This is a genomic window from Algoriphagus sp., from assembly GCF_013373065.1.
GTDB lineage: Bacteria > Bacteroidota > Bacteroidia > Cytophagales > Cyclobacteriaceae > Algoriphagus.
This window is the reverse complement of record NZ_JABXIN010000013.1, coordinates 305175-329197: the sequence shown is the minus strand read 5'-3', so window position 1 is coordinate 329197 and position 24023 is coordinate 305175. Positions and strand designations below refer to the sequence as shown.

General features: G+C 43.3%; 16 protein-coding genes. 10 read left to right on the top strand and 6 right to left on the bottom strand.

Annotated elements, in window-relative coordinates; genetic code table 11:
• Window positions 1–141: 141 nt before the first annotated feature.
• The 4 genes from HWE15_RS10415 (at window position 142) to HWE15_RS10400 (ending at window position 8275) form a co-directional block, all read left to right on the top strand.
• Entirely contained in the window at window positions 142–2673 is a 2532-nt protein-coding gene (locus tag HWE15_RS10415; protein WP_290507466.1) for a M14 family metallopeptidase, read from the top strand.
• Window positions 2674–2873: 200 nt separating this feature from the next.
• Window positions 2874–4529: a carboxylesterase family protein gene (locus tag HWE15_RS10410; RefSeq protein WP_290507465.1), complete on the top strand. Its 1656-nt coding sequence runs from the start codon at window positions 2874–2876 to the stop codon at window positions 4527–4529.
• Between the two features lie 212 nt (window positions 4530–4741).
• The gene (gene glgP, locus HWE15_RS10405; protein ID WP_290507464.1) at window positions 4742–6400 is read left to right on the top strand and encodes an alpha-glucan family phosphorylase; all 1659 of its coding nucleotides are present in this window, start codon (window positions 4742–4744) and stop codon (window positions 6398–6400) included.
• Window positions 6401–6487: 87 nt separating this feature from the next.
• A complete protein-coding gene (locus HWE15_RS10400) occupies window positions 6488–8275 on the top strand; it encodes a M14 family metallopeptidase (protein WP_290507463.1) in 1788 nt (595 codons plus the stop codon).
• 141 nt (window positions 8276–8416) lie between these two features.
• Here the strand turns inward: HWE15_RS10400 and HWE15_RS10395 are convergent, their stop codons facing one another.
• The 6 genes from HWE15_RS10395 to HWE15_RS10370 all read right to left on the bottom strand — a co-directional run bounded on the left by HWE15_RS10395 (window position 8417) and on the right by HWE15_RS10370 (window position 16804).
• The gene (locus tag HWE15_RS10395) at window positions 8417–9820 is read right to left on the bottom strand and encodes an efflux transporter outer membrane subunit (RefSeq protein WP_290507462.1); all 1404 of its coding nucleotides are present in this window, start codon (window positions 9818–9820) and stop codon (window positions 8417–8419) included.
• Window positions 9817–12987 carry an efflux RND transporter permease subunit gene (locus HWE15_RS10390; RefSeq protein ID WP_290507461.1) on the bottom strand — a complete coding sequence of 1057 codons (3171 nt, stop codon included), beginning with the start codon at window positions 12985–12987 and terminating at the stop codon, window positions 9817–9819. The genes HWE15_RS10395 and HWE15_RS10390 overlap by 4 nt, the downstream gene beginning before the upstream one ends.
• Before the next feature lie 4 nt (window positions 12988–12991).
• Window positions 12992–14125: an efflux RND transporter periplasmic adaptor subunit gene (locus HWE15_RS10385; protein ID WP_290507460.1), complete on the bottom strand. Its 1134-nt coding sequence runs from the start codon at window positions 14123–14125 to the stop codon at window positions 12992–12994.
• Between the two features lie 132 nt (window positions 14126–14257).
• The gene (locus HWE15_RS10380) at window positions 14258–14851 is read right to left on the bottom strand and encodes a hypothetical protein (protein ID WP_290507459.1); all 594 of its coding nucleotides are present in this window, start codon (window positions 14849–14851) and stop codon (window positions 14258–14260) included.
• A 75-nt stretch (window positions 14852–14926) separates the two neighbouring features.
• On the bottom strand, window positions 14927–16204 hold the full coding sequence (locus tag HWE15_RS10375; protein WP_290507458.1) for a hypothetical protein: 1278 nt from the start codon (window positions 16202–16204) through the stop codon (window positions 14927–14929).
• Between the two features lie 21 nt (window positions 16205–16225).
• Entirely contained in the window at window positions 16226–16804 is a 579-nt protein-coding gene (locus tag HWE15_RS10370) for a YceI family protein (protein ID WP_290507457.1), read from the bottom strand.
• A gap of 418 nt (window positions 16805–17222) precedes the next feature.
• On the opposite strand from HWE15_RS10370, the gene uvrA reads away from it, so the two are divergent.
• The 6 genes from uvrA (at window position 17223) to HWE15_RS10340 (ending at window position 23966) form a co-directional block, all read left to right on the top strand.
• Window positions 17223–20054 (top strand): excinuclease ABC subunit UvrA, encoded by a 2832-nt coding sequence (gene uvrA, locus HWE15_RS10365; RefSeq protein WP_290507456.1) that lies wholly within the window; start codon window positions 17223–17225, stop codon window positions 20052–20054.
• A gap of 82 nt (window positions 20055–20136) precedes the next feature.
• Window positions 20137–21195, top strand: a complete 1059-nt coding sequence (locus tag HWE15_RS10360) for a sensor histidine kinase (protein ID WP_290507455.1) — start codon at window positions 20137–20139, stop codon at window positions 21193–21195.
• A 10-nt stretch (window positions 21196–21205) separates the two neighbouring features.
• Entirely contained in the window at window positions 21206–21940 is a 735-nt protein-coding gene (locus HWE15_RS10355) for a response regulator (protein WP_290507454.1), read from the top strand.
• A gap of 122 nt (window positions 21941–22062) precedes the next feature.
• Window positions 22063–22818, top strand: coding sequence for a response regulator (locus tag HWE15_RS10350; protein ID WP_290507453.1), 756 nt, complete (start codon window positions 22063–22065; stop codon window positions 22816–22818).
• A 124-nt stretch (window positions 22819–22942) separates the two neighbouring features.
• Window positions 22943–23212 carry a tyrosine-type recombinase/integrase gene (locus tag HWE15_RS10345; RefSeq protein WP_367203927.1) on the top strand — a complete coding sequence of 90 codons (270 nt, stop codon included), beginning with the start codon at window positions 22943–22945 and terminating at the stop codon, window positions 23210–23212.
• A gap of 88 nt (window positions 23213–23300) precedes the next feature.
• Entirely contained in the window at window positions 23301–23966 is a 666-nt protein-coding gene (locus HWE15_RS10340; RefSeq protein ID WP_290507452.1) for a transposase, read from the top strand.
• The last annotated feature ends 57 nt before the right edge of the window (window positions 23967–24023 follow it).

The following is a 24023-nucleotide window of genomic DNA, read 5'->3' as shown; positions in this document are numbered from 1 at the left end:
TCTCCGGCTTTACAAAAGACTTTTTTAATCCTAAATTCGACGCCTAGGTGTTTTCTACCTAACTATGCCCCTTGACACCTCTTTTATAAGTTCGTTTTTAGGGGCTCACTAGACGTAGTTTAAAGTGCAATTAATTATCCTATGAAAAAATCAATACTTCTTTTCCTATTCCTAACGTTTGGACTGCAAGTCACTTTTGCACAAATCCAAACCCCCGAGCAGTTTTTGGGCTATAAACCCGGAGACCGTTTTACACCCCATCACCGGATGGTCGATTATTTTGAGCATGTCGCGGCCAATAATCCCAATGTGAAACTTATCCAATATGGCGAGACCAATGAAAAGCGACCTTTGATTTTGGCTATCCTGTCCAGTGCCGAAAACATGGCTCAACTGGAGCAAATCCGTACGGACAACTTAAAACGCGCCGGTTTGCTACAGGGTACACCCAGTACAGCTATTCCTATCAATTGGATGTCTTTCAATGTGCACGGAAATGAGTCTGTCGGGATGGAAGCAGCGATTTCGGCCTTCCACACCTTGGCTGATCCCAACAACCAAAAATCACAGGAATGGCTGAAAAATCAGGTAATCATCATCGATCCAGCTATCAATCCGGACGGTCGGGATCGCTATGCAATGTGGTACAATCAAAAGATGAACACCATCCTGCAGCCCGATTTACAGTCAGCAGAACACAATGAGCCTTGGCCAGGAGGTCGGGCAAACCATTACCTCTTTGATCTCAATCGGGATTGGGCTTGGCAAGTACAAGTAGAATCTCAGGCTCGATTGAAAATGTATCAGCAGTGGATGCCCCAGTTGCACTTGGACTTTCATGAGCAAGGCATCAATAATCCTTTTTATATGGCCCCAGCAGCTGAGCCTTTGCACGAGCAATTGACTGATTGGCAACATGAGTTTCAGGATATTTTCGGAAAGAATACTGCCAAGTATTTTGATGAAATGGGTCGCTTTTACTTTACCAAAGAGCGTTTTGACCTCCTTTATCCATCCTATGGAGACACCTATCCCATGTACAATGGCGCCATTGGGATGACTATTGAGCAAGGGGGCGGCGGCCGTGCAGGCCGAGGTGGATTCAATGCGATTGGGGACACCGTCACACTGAGCTACCGAATCGAGGGTCATTACACTGCTGCCATGTCTGCAGCAGAAGTGACAAGCGCGAATGCGGATCGTCTTTTGGAAGAATACAGCAAGTATTTTCAAGAAAATTCTTCCAATCCAAAAGGAAAGTACAAGAGCTTTGTCATCAAAGGGGACAGCAATCCTGCCCAAGTCTCCAAGCTTTTAGCCTTGCTTGACAAAAACGGAATTCGATATGGAAAAGCAGGGAATCGATCTGGATTGCGTGGATTTGAGTATCAAAGCGGAAAAAACACAAGCTTTTCTACCAATGAAGAAGATATTGTAGTATCCGCCTATCAACCCAAAGCAGTCTTAGCGCAAGTTTTCTTTGAGCCAAACCCTCAGTTGAATGACAGTATCACTTATGATATCACAAGCTGGGCATTACCCTATGCCTACAATGTCTCTGCCTATGCGGTAGAAAGTCGATTGGATCCAGCAGGAGCCTATGAAGCAAATCCTTTCACTCCAAATACTGCTGGTAAAACTCCAGTGGCTTACATCGCTTCTTGGGAAGGTACTCGAGATGCGGTCTTCTTGGCAGCTCTTCTGAAGCAAGGAATTCGGGTGAAATATCCGGAGTTTCCTTTCAAAACCGAAGGCAAAAGCTTCCCTGCAGGCACTCTTTTAATCACCAAAGGAGGCAATGAGTACGTTCCTGATTTCGACAAGAAAGTAACAGAGACGGCCAATAAATTTGGTATTCAGCTGGAGACAACCATGACCGGGTACATGGAAGAAGGAAAGGACTTTGGTTCACCGAATATACGTGTAATCCAAGCTCCAAAAGTAGCCTTGGTGGGCGGAGAAGGCACTTCTTCCTTGAATTATGGTGAAATCTGGCACTTTTTCGAACAAGAGTTGGATTACCCACTGGTAAACCTCGAAATGGGGAATCTCGGCCGCTATGACCTCAGCGATTATGACGTGCTGATTTTACCTTCGACCTGGGGAGGTGGCCTAAACAAAGCTGCCGAAGAAAAAGTGATGGAATGGGTTAGAGCAGGCGGAAAATTAATAGCTATTGACGGAGCCTTGAACTTGTTTGCCAATAAGGAAGGATTTGATCTGAAAACCTACGATACCGAGGAGGAGAAAAAAGCTGCCGAAAAGGCTGCCGAAACCTTGGCAAAAGTAGAACGACTAGCTCCATATCAAGAAGGAGAGCGATTGGCTATTGCCGGTGGAGCAGCGGGAGCAATCTACCAAGTGGACATGGATGTGACTCATCCCCTTGGTTATGGCACTGGCGGGAAGTATTACACCTTGAAAAACAATTCCAGCAAATTTGCCTACTTGACGGATGGAGTCAATGCCGGCAAAATCAGCAATACCGATTCTTATCGAACAGGCTATATCGGTTATAAAATCAAATCCCAAATGGGAGAAACCATGGCCATCGGTGTAGAAAACAAAGGAAGAGGTGAACTCATCTATTTTGTGGACAATCCGATTTTCAGAGGCTTCTGGGAGGCTGGAAAACTCGTCCTAAGCAACGCCATTTTTATGGTAGGACAGTAGCTTGTTAGTAGCTAGTAGCTAGTAGCAAGTATCAAGATGAGCCGGCTCCGATTTTGGGAGCCGGCTTTATTATTTCAAAAAAAGTTTAGGGTGAGGAAGTGAGCTTTTCTGCACCTATTTCTATTGAATTATATTCTTATCTATTGATTATCATGATTTTTTACTATTTTTTCAAAATGATACAATAAACCTAGAATCCTATGAATACCAATCGAAGAGAATTTTTCAAAAAAGTCGGTGTAGGCACCTTGGCTGCCTCCGTACCTTTTGTTCATTCCGCACAGGCCAAATCTGCTGCTTCACAAAATTCTGATGATCAATTTCTTCAAATCGGAGACAACATTGCGATCACAGAAACAGACTCAGGAAAAGTGAGAGGTTACATTCTCAATGGGGTGTATACCTTTTTAGGAGTTCCCTACGGAGCAGACACATCCGGCAAAAACCGATTTATGGCTCCCAAAAAACCTGAACCTTGGACAGATATCAAACCTACCATCTGGTGGGGAAATACGGCTCCTCAAATCATGGACAACCGCTATGCAAATGTTCATTATTCATTTGCGGATCATTGGAACTATGATGACGTCAGTGAAGACTGTCTTCGATTGAATGTGTGGACCAATGGCCTAGCCGATGGGAAAAAGCGCCCTGTCATGGTCTGGTTACATGGAGGAGGATTCACCAACGGAAATGGCATCGAACAAGATGGTTATCATGGTGAAAACATTGCCAAAAACGGGGATATCGTTTTTGTTTCTATCAATCACCGCTTAGGCCCTATTGGCTTTACGGATCTTTCAGGAGTTGGAGGAAAGAAATACAAAGATTCCGGAAATGTAGGCATGTTGGATATCATTTTTGCTTTGGAATGGGTCCGGGACAACATTGCCAATTTCGGAGGAGACCCGAGTAATGTCACCATTATGGGGCAATCCGGAGGTGGAGCCAAAGTGACCTGCGCCATGGCTATGCCTGCTTCTAAGGGAATTGTGCACAAAGGTGTGGCACTCAGTGGCAGCATGCTAACAGCAACACCAAAAGAGTATTCCCAAACCCTCGGAAAATATGTGATGGAGGCAGCTGGCTTAAGCCCAGAAACCCTTGACAAACTTCAGGAATTAACTTGGAGAGAATATTTGGATGTCGCTTATGTTGCCTTAGAGAGAATGCGAAAAGAATTCCCCCAACCGGGATTTCGGGGAGGATTTGGCCCAGTTGCAGATGGTGTCCATATTCCTACAGGAGAATTTTTCAGTGAAACCGCCTCGCATGCCTCCGATATGCCTCTGATGATCTGTACGACTTTCCATGAATGGAATCCAACCCGTACCGATGCCGAATTGGAAAAAATTGATTGGGCTGGGGTCGTAGAACAATTAAAAGGTAGGTTCGGTGATAAATCCGAATCTATCCTAACAGCCTATCGTAAGGACTTCCCGGAAGCTTCCGCTGCGGATTTGTGGGCCATGATCTTATCCAATCGCCAAGGAGCCATTAATACCGCCAATGCCAAATCCAAGCAAAATGCACCTGTTTATTTGGCTTGGTTTGGATGGGAGCCTAATTTATATGATGGCCGAATGAAAGCTTTCCATTGTATCGATATCTGTTTCTGGTATCAAAATACAGATCGAATGTATACCCACACCGGCGGTGGGGTCCGACCTCGAAGCTTATCAGATAAAATGTCTGCCTCCCTATTAGCCTTTATGAAAACTGGGAATCCGAACGCAGGAGCTCTTCCAAATTGGCCAAGCTACTCTGCCGACAATGGAGAGACGATGATCTTTAATGATACCTGTATAGTTAAAAACAAGCCAGACGGGAATGGCCTAGCGGCTCTTAATGCCTAAATTTTGATAGCGATAATTTATTAACCCTCTTCAAAGTCAAAAGAGCGGAGTCGAAAGTTCCTCGACTCCGCTCGAACTGACCAATAATTATTTTTTACCCAGCTTATTTTTATTTCAAACGATTTCCATGATTTATCCCTCATTTTTTATCTAAAAGAGCACCATTTCCCATTCCTTTTCTCATAAATTAGGCGCTTCCAATTTTGACAACTATGACCGACTTTAAAAATTATAGCGTTCCTTATCCGATCGCTTCAGAATATTCAAAAAAAGTGGCCTACTTCTCCATGGAGTTTGCCATTCACCAACCGCTGAAAATTTATTCCGGTGGCTTGGGATTCCTTTCAGGTTCCCACCTTCGAAGTGCTTATGAATTGGGGCAAAATCTAATCGGAATCGGGATTCTTTGGAAGTATGGCTATTACGACCAATCCCGAAACCAAGATCAAACTCTGAAACCTGAGTGGTACGAAAAGACCTATAGCTTCTTGGTGGATACGGGAATCAAATTCCGGGTAACTGTCCATGATGTACCGGTTTGGGTAAAGGCTTGGTATCTTCCACCGGATACCTTCAAATCCGCTCCTCTTTTCTTATTGAGTACGGATTTACCTGAAAATGATTACCTCAGCCAAACCATCACGCACAAATTGTATGACTCCGATACCGCCGCTAAGGTTGCTCAGTGCTTGCTTCTTGGAATCGGTGGAGCAAAATTATTGGATGAGCTGAATTTCAACCCGGATGTCTATCATTTGAATGAAGCGCATGGTGTCAGTGCAGTTTTCCATTTGATGCGAAAATTTGGCAACAAGGAAGAGGTCAAAAAGCGCTTGGTATTTACTACACATACGCCGGAAGAAGCAGGAAATGAAAAACATGACATTCACTTGTTGAACAAAATGAGCTTCTTCAATGGGTTTAGCATAGACGAAGTCAAAGACATGGTCGGCTTTACCGGAGATATTTTCAATCACAGTTTGGCAGCACTTCGATTTGCCCGCAAGGCAAATGGGGTTTCCAAATTGCACGGAGAAGTCAGTCGGGAGATGTGGAAATTCTATCCCAACATCCCGGAAATCACCCACATCACCAACTCCCAAAACTTCAAATACTGGTCAGACAAGCAATTGTATCGATTCATGGATAATGATGACGAGGCAGGTTTTGATGACCGAAAGTGGTATTTGAAAAAACGGGCCTTTGAAATCGTGGCTGATCAGACAGGAAAATTATTCAACCCAAATGTATTGACGATCGTGTGGGCGCGTCGCTTTGCAAGCTATAAGCGAGCAGAATTGATCACCCGGGATGTTCGCCGATTCGATGCCTTGATGCGAAACACCAAATTCCCGGTTCAGATTATTTGGGCTGGAAAGCCATATCCTTTGGATTACAATGCTATCTCTGTATTCAATCAACTGGTGCATTTGAGTAAAAACTATCCTAATATGGCCGTTTGTACAGGCTATGAGCTCACGCTAAGTAAGCGCTTGAAGCAGGCCTCGGACATTTGGCTGAACAATCCAAGAGTACCACGCGAGGCATCCGGTACCTCTGGAATGACGGCCTCGATGAATGGCGGAGTGAATTTCTCTACCTATGACGGATGGATTTGTGAATTTGCCGAGCATGGGAAAAATAGTTTCATCGTTCCTCCAGCTGACTATGCTTCCATGCATGTCGAAGATCAGGATGATTATGATTTGGACAAGCTTTATGATGTCTTGGAAAATGAGATCCTTCCGATTTATTATGATGACCGAGAGCGATGGAGAACTATCGTACAAAAGGGCATGAAAGATGTCATCGGTTTCTTTGAAAGTAACCGAATGGCCAAAGAGTACTATGAAATCATGTACAAAGACTAAGCCCTGAACAGAATTTTCACCGTATACAAAGCTCAGTGAGGATTTTCCCCGCTGAGCTTTTATTTTTCTGAACCAATTCAAAAAACCATGAAAAAACTCCTTCCGATTTTCGCTTTCCTTTTGTCTTTTGCTAGCCTTGGTCAAGAAATAATGCCTCCACTTTTGCCTTGGGCAGGGAAATCCGAATCCTTAGTGGTACCAAATAATCATCCTTGGGTAACTCCGGGAGAATTATCCGATTTGACTGAATCGCCTACCTATTTGGAAACCATGGCCTGGCTTCAGCGATTAGCAGATTCCTCTCCCCTTTTGGAGATGAAATCCATTGGCAAAAGTGAACAAGGAAGGGATATTTTTCTACTGATTGCTTCCAAAAACAAAGCATTTTCTTCAGAAGAATTAGCCAAAGAAAATAAAGCAACATTGTTCTTTCACGGAGGAATTCATGCTGGGGAAATTGATGGAAAAGATGCAGGGATGATGCTATTGAGAGATATTATTCATGGAAATAAAGCGTCCCTGTTAGACCAGGCGAATATTCTTTTCATCCCTATCCTGAATGTGGACGGACACGAGCGCCGAAGCCCCTTTGGTCGGGTAAATCAACGTGGCCCTAAAGAAATGGGATGGCGAACCAATGCCCGGAACTTGAACCTCAACCGTGATTATTCAAAAATTGAAACGGCAGGAGTACAGGCAGTCATTGGAGTGCTCAATGACTATCAACCTGACCTGTACGTCGATGTACATGTGACAGACGGCGCGGATTACCAATACGATGTCACCTATGGCTACGTGAAAACGGGTGGCTATTCACCTTCGATAAGCGAATTTCTTTCTGAAACTTTTCAACCTGAAATGGATCAGGCTTTGGAAGACTGGGGACATATCCCTGGCCCCCTGCTATTTGCAGCCAATGGAGATGATTTTTCAGAGGGAAATATTGCTTTTTCCTTCAGCCCACGATTCTCGCATACTTATGGAGATGCAAGACATATTCCTTCGATTTTAATTGAAAATCATTCCCTCAAGCCATTTAAGCAGCGGGTTTTGGGCACCTATGTATTTATGGAGCAAGCGATTAAATCCATCGCAGATCACTATGAACCCATTCAGCAAGCGATCCAATCAGATCAAAATCAAGCCAAAGAATCTATCGCAGTTAAATATAAATTCCGGGATACTCCGGCAGATACCATGGATTTCAAGGGGATCGCTTCCAGGAAAGAAAAGTCATCCATCACGGGTGCGGACTATGTCGTTTGGGAAGGAAAAGCAATCAAGCAGCAGGTTCCTTCGCTTTTGATGGATGTACCCGTACAGACTGTGCCTATTCCAAAGGCTTATTGGATTTCATCCGAATGGGGAGAAGTGATCGAAAAGCTGCGAATCCATGGTGTGAAAATGGAAATTCTTGATCAGCCACGTGAGCTGAAATTAGAATATTCCAAAGTGACAGATTTCAAAATGGTCAGTCAGCCCTACGAGGGATTGATGAGAGTGCAGGATTTTGGATCGGAAAAAATCTATCGGACCCAAACCTTTCTTCCCGGTTCGGTAAGAATCAAAACCGACCAAGATTTGGGGGAGCTGATTGTGATTCTTTTAGAACCTGAATCTGTGGATAGCTTTTTTCAATGGGGATATTTCAATCCAATTTTTTCCCAAACGGAGTACATAGAAACCTACATCATGGAACCCATGATAGCACAGATGCTGGAAGAAAATCCGGACTTGAAAGCAGAGTTTGAAGCTAAAAAAATTGCAGAGCCTGAATTTGCCAAAAACCCAAGGAGGATTTATCGCTGGTTCTATGAAAAAACCCCCTATTTCGACCAGAACTGGAAAGTGATTCCAGTCGGTCGGGAATGGTAATTCCATTATGGAAAAAACCCTACACCTAGCCCTGAAGGTCAAAGACCTGGAAGGCAGGTGTAGGATTCTTGTTACAACAGCTTTCAGCTAATGAGCCTGAGTGAACTCGCGATAATTATAGAGAAATAGTAATACCTCTCATTACCAACCACCGCCTAAAGCGGCATAAAGTGCAGCATAGGAGCTCAATAATTCCTGCTTGGTTCCGGCAAAATTCAGTTGCGCATCAAAAGCCTGCCGCTGGGACTCCAAGTACTCTAAATAGGAAGTAACACCTTGGTTATAGCGTTCTTGGGAAAGGAATTGAGCTTTTACTGCTGCTTCTACATGGTCTTTTCTTGCCACCAGTTCACGCTTCAGGGATTGTATGGAGTAAAGCAAGTTTTCAACTTCCTCATAGGCACTCAACACCGTGCGCTCATAATTCAAAACAGCTTGTCGGGTTCGACTTTCTTCAATATCCACTTGGCGTTGGAGCGCTCCCCAATTGAATAATGGCCCCAAAATACTTCCGCCGAGGTTCCAAGAAGCACCGTTACTCCCCAAGGAGGAAAACTGAGATCCGGCGACCCCTAGGACTCCTGAGAGGGAAATGTTGGGCAAGCGATTCGCCTTCGCGGCACCTAAAAGGGCATTGGAGGCGATCACATCTTGTTCGGCAATCAATATATCTGGTCTTCGGACTAATAATTCCCCAGGAAGGATTTCCGGAAAGGAAATTTCCTCAGGTTGATCCAAGAGCGCTATCCCAATATCCTTTCGATCCGGTAATTCCCCGGTCAATCGGCTCAATAGGTTTTCCGAAGAAACGATTAATCGTTCCCAAATCGGAATGCTTCCAGCTGCAATTGCTTTTTGAATCTGGGCTTGATTGAGATCAATTTCCGCAATGATTCCTTTATCAAATCGCTGTTCAATAATGGAAAGCATACTATCCCGAAGGCTGAGAGTCTGCTCGGATATTTCCAATCTCATTTTGTATTCAATCAATCGGAAATACGCATTTGCTACGGTATTGATTAGGCTGAGTTTTATGGCTCTTTGCCCTTCTTCAGAGGCAAGAATATTCGCCTGAGCGGCTTCATTTAATCGTCTATATTTCCCCCAGAAATCTATTTCCCAATTGACAGAGCCAAACCCTGAAAAAACATTTTGAGTAGAACCCAAGTCAAATCCGGCAAAATTCCCCCGCTGTGCTGCACCTGAATAGCCAATGGATGGGAGCATTTGGGAACGCTGAATTACCAAAGCTGCTTGAGCTTGTTGGATGGATTCAGCAGCTATTTCCAAATCCTGATTATTTTCCAAGGCCTTCTGAACCAATTCTTGCAAAACCTCATCCGGGAATAGTGAAAACCACTCAATATTCACGGCCGAATCAATTAGTAGGGTATCTACCTTGACGCGAAAGCTATCCAAGCTTCGATCTAACTCATCTGTCCTATAGGTGTCATAGGTCAACATTTCAACTCCCTGATAATTTTGACCGGATTTACAGGACCAGAGTCCTAGAACAACTGCTACTATTCCTATGAACCTTCTCATTTCACATCAGATTTAAGGGCCGCATCACGATTTTGCTCATACCGCGCCAATTTGCCCACCAAGACAAAAAGCATGGGATACAAAAACAAGCCTATTAAAGTAGCTATTCCTATTCCTCCCAAAAGGGCCATTCCCATGACTTTCCGAGCAATCGCTCCCGATCCACTCGCCAAAATCAAAGGCAAAACACCTAGAATAAAGGAGAATACCGTCATCAAAATAGGACGGAAACGGAGTTTTGCTGATTCCACTGCTGCATCAAACAAACTCAGTCCTTCATCGAACTTGATCTTCGCAAATTCCACAATCAAAATGGCATTTTTGGCTGCCATGGCAATCAGCATGACAAGAGAAATCTGCGCGAAAATATTGTTGAGATAAAGTTCATCAAAAAGCCTCGCCACATATAAAAAGAGGAAGGCCCCAAAGAGTGCGAAAGGCGTTCCCAGTAGAATGGCAAAAGGCATGGACCAGGATTCATATTGAGCTGCCAAAATCAAAAAGACAAAGATGAGTGAGAACCCAAAGACTATTCCTGCTTGACCCGAGGCTGCCCGCTCCTGATAACTCATTGCATTCCAGCTATAAGTCATATCATCCGGCAAAACTTCTTCTGCCACCTCCTCCAAGGCATCTAAGGCTTGAGTGGAAGAAAAACCTGGGGCAGGACTTCCTGTCACTTCAGCGGATCGGTAAAGATTAAAACGATTGGTATAATCAGGACCTGCTATGGGCTTGACCGTCACAAAACTGGAAATAGGTACCGGTTTACCCTCCGCATTTTTGATATAAAAGAGTTCTAATCCCTCTTCGCCCTGCCTGTATTCGGGCTCTGCCTGAATATATGCCTTATACAACCTACCAAATCGGTTAAAATCATTGACATAAGCTCCTCCTAAATAGGCGGCAAAGGTATTGTACACATCATTGAGTTGAAGGCCTGCTTTCAGGATTTTCTCCTCATCAAGTTCAATAAAACGCTGGGGTACAACTGCCTGATAAGTTGTAAATGCGGAGGCAATTTCAGGACGTTTTTTGGCAGCTTCGATGAATGCATAGGTATGTTGCGCCAAATAGGCTGGATCTTTTCCTTCCCTGTCCTGAATCATAATACTAAAGCCTGAGCCATTCCCCAATCCCGGAATCGCCGGCGGTCCAAAGCAGACCACCTGCCCCGCTTTAATTTGGGTAGCAAAAATTCCATTCAAGCGGCTCATCATCTCTGCGGCCGTGACATCCCGATCATCCCAATTTTTCAGGGTAACAAACATGAATCCTGTGTTGGGAATGAAGGAGCCAGCCAACAAACTAAATCCGGAAAGGCCTGTCGCATATTCAACTTCTTCCTGAGCCATCACAATTTCCTCCACTTGACGCATAACTTCGTCTGTACGCTGCATGGATGAGGCATTGGGCAATTGAACATTGACGAATAAATAGCCTTGATCTTCTTCAGGAAGGAATCCTCCCGGAACCATCTTCCCAAAAATCCCCGCAGCAATCAGGGTAATGACCACGTAGACCACTCCCCGCTTTAACTTTCCGGCAAACATCTTTGCAACTCCCGTGTAACGGTCTGTATTGGTGTCAAACCAGCGGTTAAAAGTACCAAAAAACCGTCCCAAAGGTCCCTTTTGTGGACCAGAAGAACTTTTCAATAACAAAGAGCAGAGTGCAGGACTAAGACTCAATGCATTAACGGATGAAAAAACTACTGAAATCGCAATGGTAATGGCAAATTGCTGGTAGAGCTTTCCGGTAATTCCAGCCATCGCTGCCACCGGTACGAAAACCGCTACCATTACTAAAGTGGTTGCAATGACAGGAGCACTTACTTCCCTCATGGCTGCAGTAGTTGCTTCCTTGGGCCCCATACCCTTTTGCATATTTACCTGGACTGCCTCTACCACTACAATGGCATCATCCACCACGATTCCAATTGCAAGGACAAGACCTAATAGTGAGAGCGTGTTAATTGAAAATCCAAGTAGGGGAAACACCATAAAGGCTGCGACCAAAGAGACTGGAATTGCCAAGGTTGGAATCAAGGTAGCCCTCCAATCCTGAATAAACAGGAAGACAACCAAAATCACCAGCACCAAGGCGATCACGAGTGTTTCAATGATTTCTGCAATTCCTGCAGTGATCGGCGCGGTAGAATCCAAGGAGACCTGATAATCAATGCCCTCTGGAAAATTCTTCTTCAACTCATCCATCGTTGAGATGATTTGCTCAGCAAGCTCAACCGCATTGGATCCCGGCGATTGATAAATGGAAATAATTGCACATTCATCTCCATTGAGGCGGGTAAAGGCATTGTAAGACTCTACGCCAAGTTCTACCCGAGCAATATCTTTGATTTTGACCTGACTACCGTCAGCCTCAGACCGGATGACTACATTTCCAAACTGCTCTTCAGAAACCAATCTGTCCGGAAGACGAACCGTGTAGGTAAACTCCGTTCCTGCGGGAGCAGGCTCAGCCCCAAATTTTCCTCCTGGGGCGATGACACTTTGCTGCCGGATCGCATTCATGATTTCGGGAACTGTTATTCCCAATCTTGCCAAACGGTCCGGTTTTACCCAAATTCGCATGGAATAATCACTGGCCCCTAAGACCTGTACTCGACCCACTCCACGAATCCGAGCCAATTGATCTTGGACATTGATAATGCCATAATTCCCTAAGAAAGATTGATCATACTCCCCTGTTGGTGAGGTGAGTGAAATCAACATGAGGATATTGGGCATGGATTTTTGAGTCTTCACCCCGATCCGCTTTACTTCCTCCGGTAATTTTGGTGTAGCAGCAGCGGCACGCGTCTGGGTAAATACGGTATTCATGTCCGGATCCGTCCCCAAGTCAAACGTGACATCTAATGCCAAGCTTCCATCGTTGGCATTGGTGGACTTCATGTAGAGCATGTTTTCCACCCCATTGATTTCCTGTTCAAGTGGAGAAGCCACCGACTGTTCTACGCTGATGGCATTAGCTCCGGTAAAGGCAGTACTAACCCGTACTACAGGCGGAGTAATGGCTGGATATTGCTCAATGGCAAGTCCCAGAATGGAAACCCCACCGACGATGACCATAAACAGCGCAATAACAATGGCTACAATCGGTCTCCGTACAAAAAAGATATGCTTTGGTTCTTCAATCTGGCTCATGGAATCAATCGTTGTATTGGGAGTTAAATTCCACTTCTTCAGCTTGGACAGTCATTCCGTCTCGTACAAGCTGCAAGCCTTCCAGCACAACCCGATCTCCATTCTGAATTCCGGATGAAATCAAAAAATAATCCCTGTATTTCCCTACTATCTCAACTTCTTGCCTAGAAACCACATTATTGTAATCCACCTTGAAAATGAAAAACCTACCCTGAAATTCACTCACAGCTCGTTGAGGAACAATCAAGCCATTTTCTACCTCTTGAATGATTGCCCGCACCCTAGCAAACTGCCCCGGACGAATCAAGCGATCGGGATTTGGAAAGGATGCTTGAATCAAAATAGTCCCCGTGGAACTATCAATCTCCCGATTGATAAAATCCACATAACCTACCTGATCAAAAATACTTCCATCAGACAGAACCAAATGAAGCGGCATTTGAGCTTTCTGCTGATTGCTTTGCTCCTGATACTCACGGAAAAGACTGAGGTAATCATTTTCTGACAAGAAAAACTCAACCCGAATCGAATCAATTAATGAAACTGTGTTTAAAATAACTGGATTAGGACTTCTTCCGACGAACTCACCTGCTTTCGCATTCGTTTTCCCGATCAATCCATCAATAGGGGCAGTAATGCGTGTATAGCCGAGTTGAATATTTTGAAAATTCAAATTTGCTTGTGCAGCCTTTACCGTTGCCTCTGCCGCATCCCGTTTGGCAACGGCTGCATCCAGGTCTTTCTGAGAAATGGCGTTAATTTCTGCTAGAGGTTCATAGCGGGCCAAATCATTGTCAGCCTGAGTCAAGGCAACTTTGGCTTCTGCCAATTGACTTTCAGCGGCATTCACGGCTTCCCGAAAAGGATCCTGATCGACAGTATACAATAAGTCTCCTTTTCGCACCAACTTTCCTTCGCTGAAGTGTATTCCTTCCAAATACCCCTCTGTCCGGGCACGGATAGGAATATCAACTTTTCCATAAACTTGGGCTACAAAATCTTTCTCAAGTTGAACTTTTTGAGATTGAACAGTGACAACCTTAATTACCGGAGCCGGTAGAGCGGAAACGGACTCTGTCTTTTCTCCGCATGAAAAAATGAGAAAAAATGCGAATAGAATCCATGGGTATCTTTTCATAAATAAATTTTTTATCTATGATCTAAATTAATTTTTTTGATCGGAAACCCTAAGGAGAATAGAATAAAATTTGGCAGAATTGGATTCTTAAAAAGAAGAACCAGACACCAAGAAAAAATACCTTTTCAGAAATTATACTTTTTCGAGTACCAACCCGAAATGGACACTAATCGAATTTTGGACTTTCACAGTACCTAAAAACTTGACTGGGGGGTCAATCTGAAAATCCTGAAATTTGACATCTTGGGAACCCTGCAAAATGGTTTTCCCATTTTCTTCTTTAAATAATTGGCAGGAAATCGGGAATCTTCTACAAACTCCCGCAAGAGTAATCTCAACATTCCCGGTCAACACTTCTTGTGGGGTGCCAAGATTTTTTCGGACAAGATCTAAAAACCGAACACGAATTTCGGGATGCTCTTCAGCTCGAACGGTTTCCTGAAAATCCTTGGTCATAATCCGGTTGAAACAATCAAAACTGTCGGAGGAGAGCACCAACTCACCGGACCATACTGCATATTTTTGTTCAGGTAAAAGGACCTCCGTCAAAACATCATTTCCTGAATAGCGAAAGGATTGGCATTCAAAGGTATTGATATTGGTTCTACCCAAAATTGAAACTTCACTTTCCTTTAAAACAATCCACTTGTTTTCCTCCTTAACTTCTTTGGGGAAACCAGACATAAAAATCACAAAACCAATAAAAATGTAAAGTAAGGTTTTCATGGTGTGGGAATGTTAGTAGGCTGGCATGTTTGAAGCATGCCAGCCTTAAAGTTAACAAATTCAACTCATGGTATCCTAGAAACTGATGGCTGCTTCAAGGTTAACCCCTTTAAATTGACCACCGTTGTATTTGCTATCCGCAGCAAACCCAGACTTATATTGCTGATTGACATATTCCAATTTGATCAGAACATTGTTTGTCAAAAACCAGCCACCACCAATATTGGTACGGGTAATTTTCAAATCTGCAGCGTCTTCGGTCTGATTACCATTAACAGAGTTGTACCGGCCACCCAAGTAAAACTGCTCTGTAGTACCAAATCGATACAAAGCTTCAGCAGCAAATTGGGTAAATTTACCATTTCCTTGATCTTCTGAATTACTTGCGATTTCATAGATCCCGAAGAATTCAAATCCAGACACTTTCAAGAAGGGGTTGAATTGGATAGCAGACACTTGCTTGAAACGAGGATTAAATCTTCCTTCGAAGTCATTTACTCTATCTGGATTCAATTCTTCCATAATCTTATAGTAGCGAGAACCTGCTCGGTCACCTCCAAAGAGATAAGTACCTGTACTTGTACCATTATTCAAATACCAAGATCCTGTCAAACGGAACCGAACATCATCATTAAACTGCTTGTCGAAACCTAACTTTCCGTAAAAAGAGGCCTTATTGTCAGTATTATCATCGACAACCACACTTTGGTTTAGCTTACCGTTAGTAAGACCCACGACACCGATAAATCCATTTTTCTGGATTGTTATTTCTCCGAAGGCTTCGGTAGAGAAGGCATCCATGATATAATTACCAATGAATGGGTTGAAAATTACGCGGGCATTATCAGATCTTCTAAAGTGAGCGTCCCCATAGTTGAATTCATCCAAACCAACTGTAATGGTTGCTACGCTCATCAATCCTTCCAAGAATCCAGGACTGATAAAGTCCAACTTATCAATTTGCATATGACCACCTTTCACCCAAGCTTCATTGTGGTGTTTGGAAGAAAGATACGTTCTCAAGTGTAAGCGCAATCCATCTGCCAATTGCGTATTAATATTCAAGTTAGCAGTAGGTAGGTTCACATTGGATCCCAATTCCTTTAGGTTATTTAAGCTATTGGACTGGTTCAAAGATTGGAACTGGAGTGCAAAGTCTCCACCAACAAACACCTTTACTTTTTCGAAAGTACTATTTGTTGTTTTTGGCGTTTCGAAGACATTAAGTCCTCGCTTGTCGTTTGCTCTGAAATACTGAAGCTTATCAGATTCACTTTCTTGAGCAAAGGCTGTTGTAGATACGGCGGTGAGAGCAAATAGCCCCGCAGCTAGTCCGTAGATTAACTTTTTCATAGTTATAGAATTTAAGTAGGGTTAATTTTTCAATGAATAAGTGGTGTTGAAACTCAATGTGAGTTCGTTACCGGTTTTAATGGTTCCGAAGACAGCAGTAGGCGGCTCCAGAGCAAATTGATTAAAGGTTATATCCTGCTTTCCAGAGAATGAAACTTGGTTTCCTTTGATAGAGTAATTGACTTCCAAGTTTACATCCCGGGAATTTCCAGCGATAATGAGTTTTCCTTTAGCCTTTATTGCGGTCGGTGTAATTTGTTCGACCTGGGAAAGCTGAAAGGTTATTTTGGGAAATTTATCAGCCATAATGGCCTCATAGGCATTCTTATCCATAGAGGACTTCCCACTCTTTAGGGCTTTGGCATCCATGGTTAGGGTTAAGGATTGGATTCCTGATAGCTTTCCATCCGCTATATTCATCATGGCTTGTCCGGACACGCCGCCTTCGGCAACCATGTCCCAATCATGCAAAGTGGATGTTCCAGAAACTTTCATTTCTTCAACTTTACTTACAGTGTAACTTTGTTGAGCCAGTACTGGACTGAGATTGATCCCCCAGAGTAGGGCTAGAATTAGTGATAACGCGCTTAGCTTTTTCATAATCATTAAAGAGTTTTATCCGTATTGGATAGTTCAAAAGTAGAGGACAAAAGCTTAGTGAGTAGTGACAAGAGTTAACCCAAAAAGTGACTTTTATCACATATTAAACTGGTGATCCGTCATAAACCAATTCATAATTATGTTTTGTAGAGCTAATTCAGCTTGAATCATTTTAGAATTTTATATTGATAATAAGTATTTATTATGTATATAATTTTTTTTATCGAAGTATTAATAAAACTGCATTTTGATTTTTCTATAAATCCTTTTATTCGATTCTGTCTATAAATGAGCTGATCAACATCAGTAAAAAAATCTAAACCTATTCTCTAATCCCGTGTTGTTCCTATTGGCACTTCAGTCCCTTTTGGTTTAATAATTTCTTACCTTCGCCATTTAAAATTTCCTTCTCAAGTTTATGAGCCAAGTCACTGCCTCGCAGGAAGAATTCATAGAAATTTTCGGAGCCCGGGAACACAATCTGAAAAACCTGGATGTTAAAATCCCCCGCAACCAACTGGTAGTAGTTACCGGATTAAGTGGTAGCGGGAAGAGTTCTTTGGCATTTGATACTATCTATGCCGAAGGACAGCGCCGGTATCTTGAAAGTTTCTCTGCCTATGCTCGCTCATTTTTGGGAGGAATGGAGCGTCCGGATGTTGACAAAATCAACGGACTTTCGCCCGTAATTGCCATTGAGCAAAAAACCACCTCAAAAAATCCACGCTCTACAGTAGGTACTGTCACAGAAATCTACGATTTTATGCGCTTGCTTTTTGCCCGGGCGGGGGAAGCTTATTCCTACTTGACGGGAAATAAAATGATCCGCCAAACGGAAGATCAGATCATTGAGCAGCTTTTTTCAAAATTCTCCGGCAAGAAAATCTACCTACTAGCACCTGTCGTGAAGGGCCGAAAAGGTCACTACAGAGAACTATTTGAGCAAATTCGAAAAATGGGATTTTCGAAGGTCCGGGTAGACGGAGTGGTGATGGAAATGGTCCCCAAAATGCAAGTGGATCGCTATAAAATTCACGACATCGAAATCGTCATTGATCGAATTGTCGCAGAAGAATCCGATCGATACCGTATTACACAGTCGATAAAGTCCGCCCTCCAGCATGGTAAAGGTGTCATGATGCTTCGTGACGAAGAAGGTGCAATTCACCATTTTTCTAAATACCTCATGGACCCGGAAACTGGGCTTTCCTACGATGAACCTGCTCCCAATCTATTTTCTTTCAACAGTCCCTATGGAGCTTGCCCAACCTGTAACGGCCTTGGGATTACCGAAGAAATCACCAAGGAAAGCATTATTCCAGACCCTAGTTTGAGTATTACCCGCGGAGGCATTGCTCCGCTTGGAGAGTACCGGGACATTTGGATCTTCAAAAAAATCGATGCGATTCTGAAGCATTACAAGTGCAGCATGAGTACTCCAATCGAAAAACTTCCTGAAAAAGTCGTCGATATCCTTTTGTACGGATCACAGGTGGAAGTTGCGGTAGACTCCGTAAAGTACCCGGGTACCAAATGGCATACGACTTTTGAAGGAATCATCAATTTCCTCCAAAAACATCAAGAAGGAAGCTCCGAAAAAGTACAGGAATGGGTATCTGAATTCACAGTAACCAAAACCTGTCCGGATTGCCAAGGCTACCGACTAAAAAAAGAAGCACTACATTTTAAGATTGACCAAACCCATATCGGGGAATTGGCCATGAAGAATATCCGTGATCTGGGGCTGTGGTTTGAGGACATCGAAAGCCGAATGAGTGAAAAACAGCAGCTGATCGCAACAGAAGTACTAAAGGAAATTCGAAAGCGAATCGGATTTTTACTCGATATCGGACTAGATTATTTGACACTCAATAGACCTTTGAGGACACTTTCCGGAGGAGAAGCGCAGCGGATTCGTTTGGCTACCCAAATCGGAACGCAGTTAGTCGGGGTTTTGTACATTTTGGACGAACCTAGCATCGGTCTGCATCAGCGAGACAATGTTAAATTGATCAAGGCACTTCAGAGTCTTCGGGATTTGGGTAATTCGGTGCTGGTCGTGGAACATGACAAGGACATGATGCTCGAGTCCGACTTTGTCTTGGACATGGGACCCGGAGCGGGACGTCATGGAGGGCATGTCGTGGCACAAGGCCATCCCAAGGAAATCCTCAAACAAGGAGGCGTAACCGCTGATTATTTAAAAGGAAAATTAGGGCTTCCTATTCCTGAAGAAAGACGGAAAGGAAAAGGGGTCTCTTTGGAGCTTGAGGGAGCGACAGGGAATAACCTAAAAAATGTCGATTTAAAAATATTTTTAGGAACATTGACCCTCATTACCGGCGTATCGGGAAGCGGAAAAAGTACCCTCATCCATGAAACCCTTTATCCGATTTTGAGGCAGCACTTTTACAGTTCCAAAAAGGAACCTATGCCTTACGCTAAGATTTCTGGTCTGGAGCACTTGGACAAAGTGATTGAAGTGGATCAATCCCCGATTGGACGAACTCCCCGCTCGAATCCCGCTACCTACACCGGCGTATTCTCTGACATCCGAGCTCTCTTTACCGAATTACCAGAAGCCAAAATCAGGGGCTACAAGCCGGGACGTTTCTCCTTCAATGTAAAGGGAGGACGCTGTGAGGACTGTGAAGGTGCAGGAATGAAATTAATCGAAATGGATTTCCTTCCGGATGTGCATATTCCCTGCGAAACCTGCAAAGGCAAGCGCTATAACCGGGAAACATTGGAAGTGCGATTCAAAGGAAAATCCATCGCTGATGTCTTGGACATGACCGTGGAGCAGGCCGTTGAGTTTTTTGAAAACCAACCCAAAATCCTTCGAAAAATTAAAACTTTACATGATGTGGGCTTGGGCTACATCACCTTAGGACAGCATGCGACCACTCTCTCCGGAGGGGAAGCCCAACGTGTGAAATTGGCGACGGAACTTTCTAAAAAAGACACCGGAAAAACCTTCTATATCTTGGATGAACCTACTACTGGACTGCATTTCCAAGATATTGAGTTGTTGATGAACGTCTTGCAAAAATTGGTTGACAAAGGAAATACCGTCCTCATTATTGAACATAACCTAGACGTCATCAAAGTAGCCGATTACATCGTGGACTTGGGACCGGAAGGGGGCGATCAAGGGGGACAGATTGTGGTAGAAGGAACTCCCGAACAGGTAGCTACTCATCCAAAAAGCCATACCGGTAAATTTCTCAAGCTCGAGTTAAATCCCTGAAAATAGGGAGCAATCAGTCGATACGTCCTTTTATCAAATTCTGAAAAACAGCAAGGCACACTTGCTTTATATTTAAGGTTCGATGAACCGAAATCTTTTATACTGGCTCTTACAAATCCTCGGTTGGGGAAGCATCGCTCTGGTACAGATCGTATTGGGCTCCCTTTCTGATACAGGTATTGCCAAAGTTCAGATTTGGGCTTTGATCGTATTGGCTGTATTCAATTTGCTAGCCACCCACTTTCTACGCTTCATCGTCAAGCAATACAATTGGTTTAAGCTCAAAATCACCCAATTACTTTTTCAATCCATTATGGCCATGTTGGCTTTGAGTTTTGTCAACATTGTCGCCCAGATTCTTATCAACATTGCTTTTGGAACCTTAAACCCAGAAGAAGACTTTCAAATCCTGGTGATTCTGGCTAACCTTTTCATCGCATTCCTTTTCTATGTGATGTGGTTTTTGCTCTATTTCCTTTTCCACTTCTTGGACAACTACAACACTTCCTTGAAGTATGAGGCAAAAATCAACCAGATCCGGCTGGCTCATCTCAAAAGCCAACTGAACCCCCATTTCATTTTTAATGCCTTGAATTCCGTCCGAGCCTTGGTGGATGAAGACCCGAATAAAGCCAAAAATGCCATTACCCGGATTTCGAATATTCTCCGGTTTTCCTTGATGATGGACAAAAAACAAACCATCGATTTTGAAGACGAACTCAATACCGTCAAGGATTACCTCATGTTGGAATCCATCCGATTTGAGGAACGGCTGAAGGTCATTTACCGGATCGAGGACGAGGCTTATTCCTACAAAATCCCCCCGATGATGCTTCAGACTATTGTGGAAAATGCCATTAAACATGGGATCTCCAATTTGGTGAAGGGAGGAATCATCGAGATCAAATGCAGGGAAGGTCTGGAAGATGATTTGTATATTCAGGTGAAAAACAGCGGCCACCTTTCCGTTCCTCCGAGTCTGAAGCCTAAGGCGGATGGTGGTCACGGACTTAGCAATACCGTACAGCGACTCAAATTGATCTACGGAGATCGAGCAACCTTCCGGATATTCAATTCCGAAAACGAATTTGTAATCACTGAAATAAAAATCCCCAAACAAAGGGTTACCTTAGAAACATAAACAGATAATTATGCGAGCCATTGTAATCGATGATGAAAGATTGGCAAGAAAAGAGCTGATCAACCTTCTCAACCAACTGGAAACAGTAGAAGTGGTGGGAGAAGCAGTAAACGTGGAAGATGCGAAAGAAAAAATCGAGCAACTCCAGCCAGATGTCATCTTTCTCGATATTCAAATGCCCGAAAAAACAGGCTTTGATTTATTGGAAGAGCTCGATTCGGTTCCTCATGTCATCTTTACCACCGCCTACGATGAATATGCCCTAAAGGCCTTTCAGGTAAATGCCCTGGACTACCTATTGAAGCCTATCGAACCGAAGCGTTTGGAGGAAGCCATTACAAAATTGACCGGGAAAATCGAAAAGCAGCAAAAGGCCGAAGCAGAAGCTCAAAGCAACAACACTAAAAAACTCACTCTGGACGATCAGGTATTTGTTAAAGACGGTGATCGCTGCTGGTTTGTGCGCCTGGCCAATGTTCGACTATTCGAATCAGACGGAAACTACATCAAAGTGTACTTTGACAATGTGAAACCGATGATCCACAAGTCCCTCAATGCCCTGGATGAACGATTGGATGAAAAATCATTTTTCCGAGCCAGCCGAAAACATATCATCAACTTGGGTTGGGTAGAAGGCATCGAACCTTGGTTTAATGGTGGCTTGGTTGTAACCCTCAGAGGAGGAGATCGAATCGAAGTGAGCCGACGCCAAGCGGCCCGATTTAAAGAAATGATGAGCCTCTAAAAATATTTCATAGACAAAAAAAAGCATTTGATTTCCAAAATTAAATGCTGTAATTAGTGAAAAATTGGTTTTGCAATGGGTAAAACCTCCCCTTTTATTCACTAATCTATGCCAATCAAGCTATGAAAGACGAGCGGATTCTTATTGTTGAGGACGATCCCAGTATCGCAGAAAATATCCAGGAGATCTTAGAACTTCTCGGATATGTAAACATAGATATCGCCAATTCGGCCAACCAGTGTATCAAGGTCATCAAAAAGTATCGCCCCGACCTGATATTCATGGATATCAAATTGAAGGGAGACAAGGACGGTATCGAGCTCGGCGAGATTGTCAAGCAAATGGTGGATGCCCCCTTGGTCTTTGTGACATCCTATAGTGACCCGACCATCATCGAGCGTGCGAAGCGAATCGCTCCCGCAGGCTTTATTGTCAAGCCGTTCAATACCAATGATATTCACGCCATCGTGGAAATCGTCCTCTACAACAAAAGGACGAAGCCGGCTGTGGAAACCGCAGTGGTGAAAAATGGAAATGAAAGCCCCTTCTTGGTAACGGATGCGGTATTTATCAAAGCTGATAATGCATTTGAGCGGGTTCCTTATGATGAGATTTACTATGTGGAAGCCAATGGAAACATGGTGACCATTTTCACCAAAAACAGAAACTTCAGCATCCGCAAATCCATGAAGGAAATTGAAGAAATCCTTCCATCCCATTTGTTCCTTCGGGTACAAAAATCCTTTATCGTACATCTGGGACAGATCGAAAGCTTCAATACCAAGGACATCAACCTCCGATCCGGAGCGGTGGTCCAAGTCGGCAGACAGTATTACAACAGTTTCCTAGCAAAATTGAATACGATTACTGAAAGTTGATTAATCACCCCACTAATCACAATGAATCCTGCTTCTCAAGAGGCAGGATTTTTTTGTACCCCTAGCAGTGCTATTCCGTGTTTGCGCTCATTTTAAAAAATTCTTTTAACTTGAAGTATCGTTAATTTTTAGATCCATGAAGACCATTTTTATTAAAAATCCGCTACGGAAAGCATACTATAAGGGCAGTCTTCAGGAAGTATTAAAGTCAGCGATAAAAAAGGAAAGAATAAGAAAACCTGTGACACTTCACTGGCTCAGGCATAGCTATGCCACTCATCTTTTAGAGGGAGGCACAGACCTGAGATTTATTCAGGAGCTACTGGATCACAGCAGTAGTAGAAAGACAGAAATATACACCCCCTTGGGGGTAGTCCCTACTAAGAAACTTTGAGGTTCAGAATAAGGCTAGGCGTAGTTTGCAACTACCCCTTTCTATAAATTCAAATTTGTAATTTGCTTTTCTATGAATTAGTAGACCTATGGGTGAAGCTTATCAAATACGAGATCAGGAATTGCCATACTTTTTGACTTTTCAAGTAGTGGGTTGGGCAGATGTTTTTACCAGAAAAGTTTACAGGGACTTTATCTTGGAAAATCTAAGCTTCTGTCGAATGGAAAAAGGTCTTTACCTATATGGTTTTGTGATCATGAGTAATCATCTTCATTTGGTTGCCCAGCAAAAGGACGGAAAGCTTTCGGATTGGGTGCGGGATTATAAAAAGTTTACGAGTAAAAAGTTGCTGAAATTGATCTTAGAAAATCCTCAGGAGAGCAGAAAAGAATGGTTGAAAGTGATTTTTAAGTATCATGCAGAGTTTCATAAGCGATCAGGCGATTTGCAGTTTTGGACCCATGAAAATCATACGATAGAATTGTTTCGGTCTGAAATGATTGAGATTAAGATGAAGTACATTCATGAGAATCCTGTAAGAGCGGGCTTGGTTGAAAAGGTGGAAGATTATTTATATTCCAGTGCGAGTAATTTTTCAGGGATGAAAGGATTGATTGAGGTAGATTATTGGTGGTTAGGGTGTGATAGCCAATTACAAATTGGCAGGAATATTAGGGTGAAGTTACAAACTTCACCCAGCGCTTATCTAAACCTCAAAGGTGTTGATGAAAATCTACACCTAGAGAGGGGTTAATTATGAAATTTCGATTTAAATGATAGCAGAGGATTGCAATTGTATGTATAAAAAGAA

Bases quoted from the DNA above. Each gene is read 5' to 3' on its own strand.
- HWE15_RS10340 (WP_290507452.1), top strand. From the start codon at position 23,301: ATGGGTGAAGCTTATCAAATACGAGATCAGGAATTGCCATACTTTTTG.
- HWE15_RS10375 (WP_290507458.1), bottom strand. From the start codon at position 16,204: ATGAAAAAGTTAATCTACGGACTAGCTGCGGGGCTATTTGCTCTCACC.
- HWE15_RS10380 (WP_290507459.1), bottom strand. From the start codon at position 14,851: ATGAAAACCTTACTTTACATTTTTATTGGTTTTGTGATTTTTATGTCT.
- HWE15_RS10370 (WP_290507457.1), bottom strand. From the start codon at position 16,804: ATGAAAAAGCTAAGCGCGTTATCACTAATTCTAGCCCTACTCTGGGGG.
- HWE15_RS10385 (WP_290507460.1), bottom strand. From the start codon at position 14,125: ATGAAAAGATACCCATGGATTCTATTCGCATTTTTTCTCATTTTTTCA.
- HWE15_RS10390 (WP_290507461.1), bottom strand. From the start codon at position 12,987: ATGAGCCAGATTGAAGAACCAAAGCATATCTTTTTTGTACGGAGACCG.
- HWE15_RS10395 (WP_290507462.1), bottom strand. From the start codon at position 9,820: ATGAGAAGGTTCATAGGAATAGTAGCAGTTGTTCTAGGACTCTGGTCC.
- HWE15_RS10400 (WP_290507463.1), top strand. From the start codon at position 6,488: ATGAAAAAACTCCTTCCGATTTTCGCTTTCCTTTTGTCTTTTGCTAGC.
- uvrA (WP_290507456.1), top strand. From the start codon at position 17,223: ATGAGCCAAGTCACTGCCTCGCAGGAAGAATTCATAGAAATTTTCGGA.
- HWE15_RS10350 (WP_290507453.1), top strand. From the start codon at position 22,063: ATGAAAGACGAGCGGATTCTTATTGTTGAGGACGATCCCAGTATCGCA.
- HWE15_RS10410 (WP_290507465.1), top strand. From the start codon at position 2,874: ATGAATACCAATCGAAGAGAATTTTTCAAAAAAGTCGGTGTAGGCACC.
- HWE15_RS10355 (WP_290507454.1), top strand. From the start codon at position 21,206: ATGCGAGCCATTGTAATCGATGATGAAAGATTGGCAAGAAAAGAGCTG.
- glgP (WP_290507464.1), top strand. From the start codon at position 4,742: ATGACCGACTTTAAAAATTATAGCGTTCCTTATCCGATCGCTTCAGAA.
- HWE15_RS10415 (WP_290507466.1), top strand. From the start codon at position 142: ATGAAAAAATCAATACTTCTTTTCCTATTCCTAACGTTTGGACTGCAA.
- HWE15_RS10360 (WP_290507455.1), top strand. From the start codon at position 20,137: ATGAACCGAAATCTTTTATACTGGCTCTTACAAATCCTCGGTTGGGGA.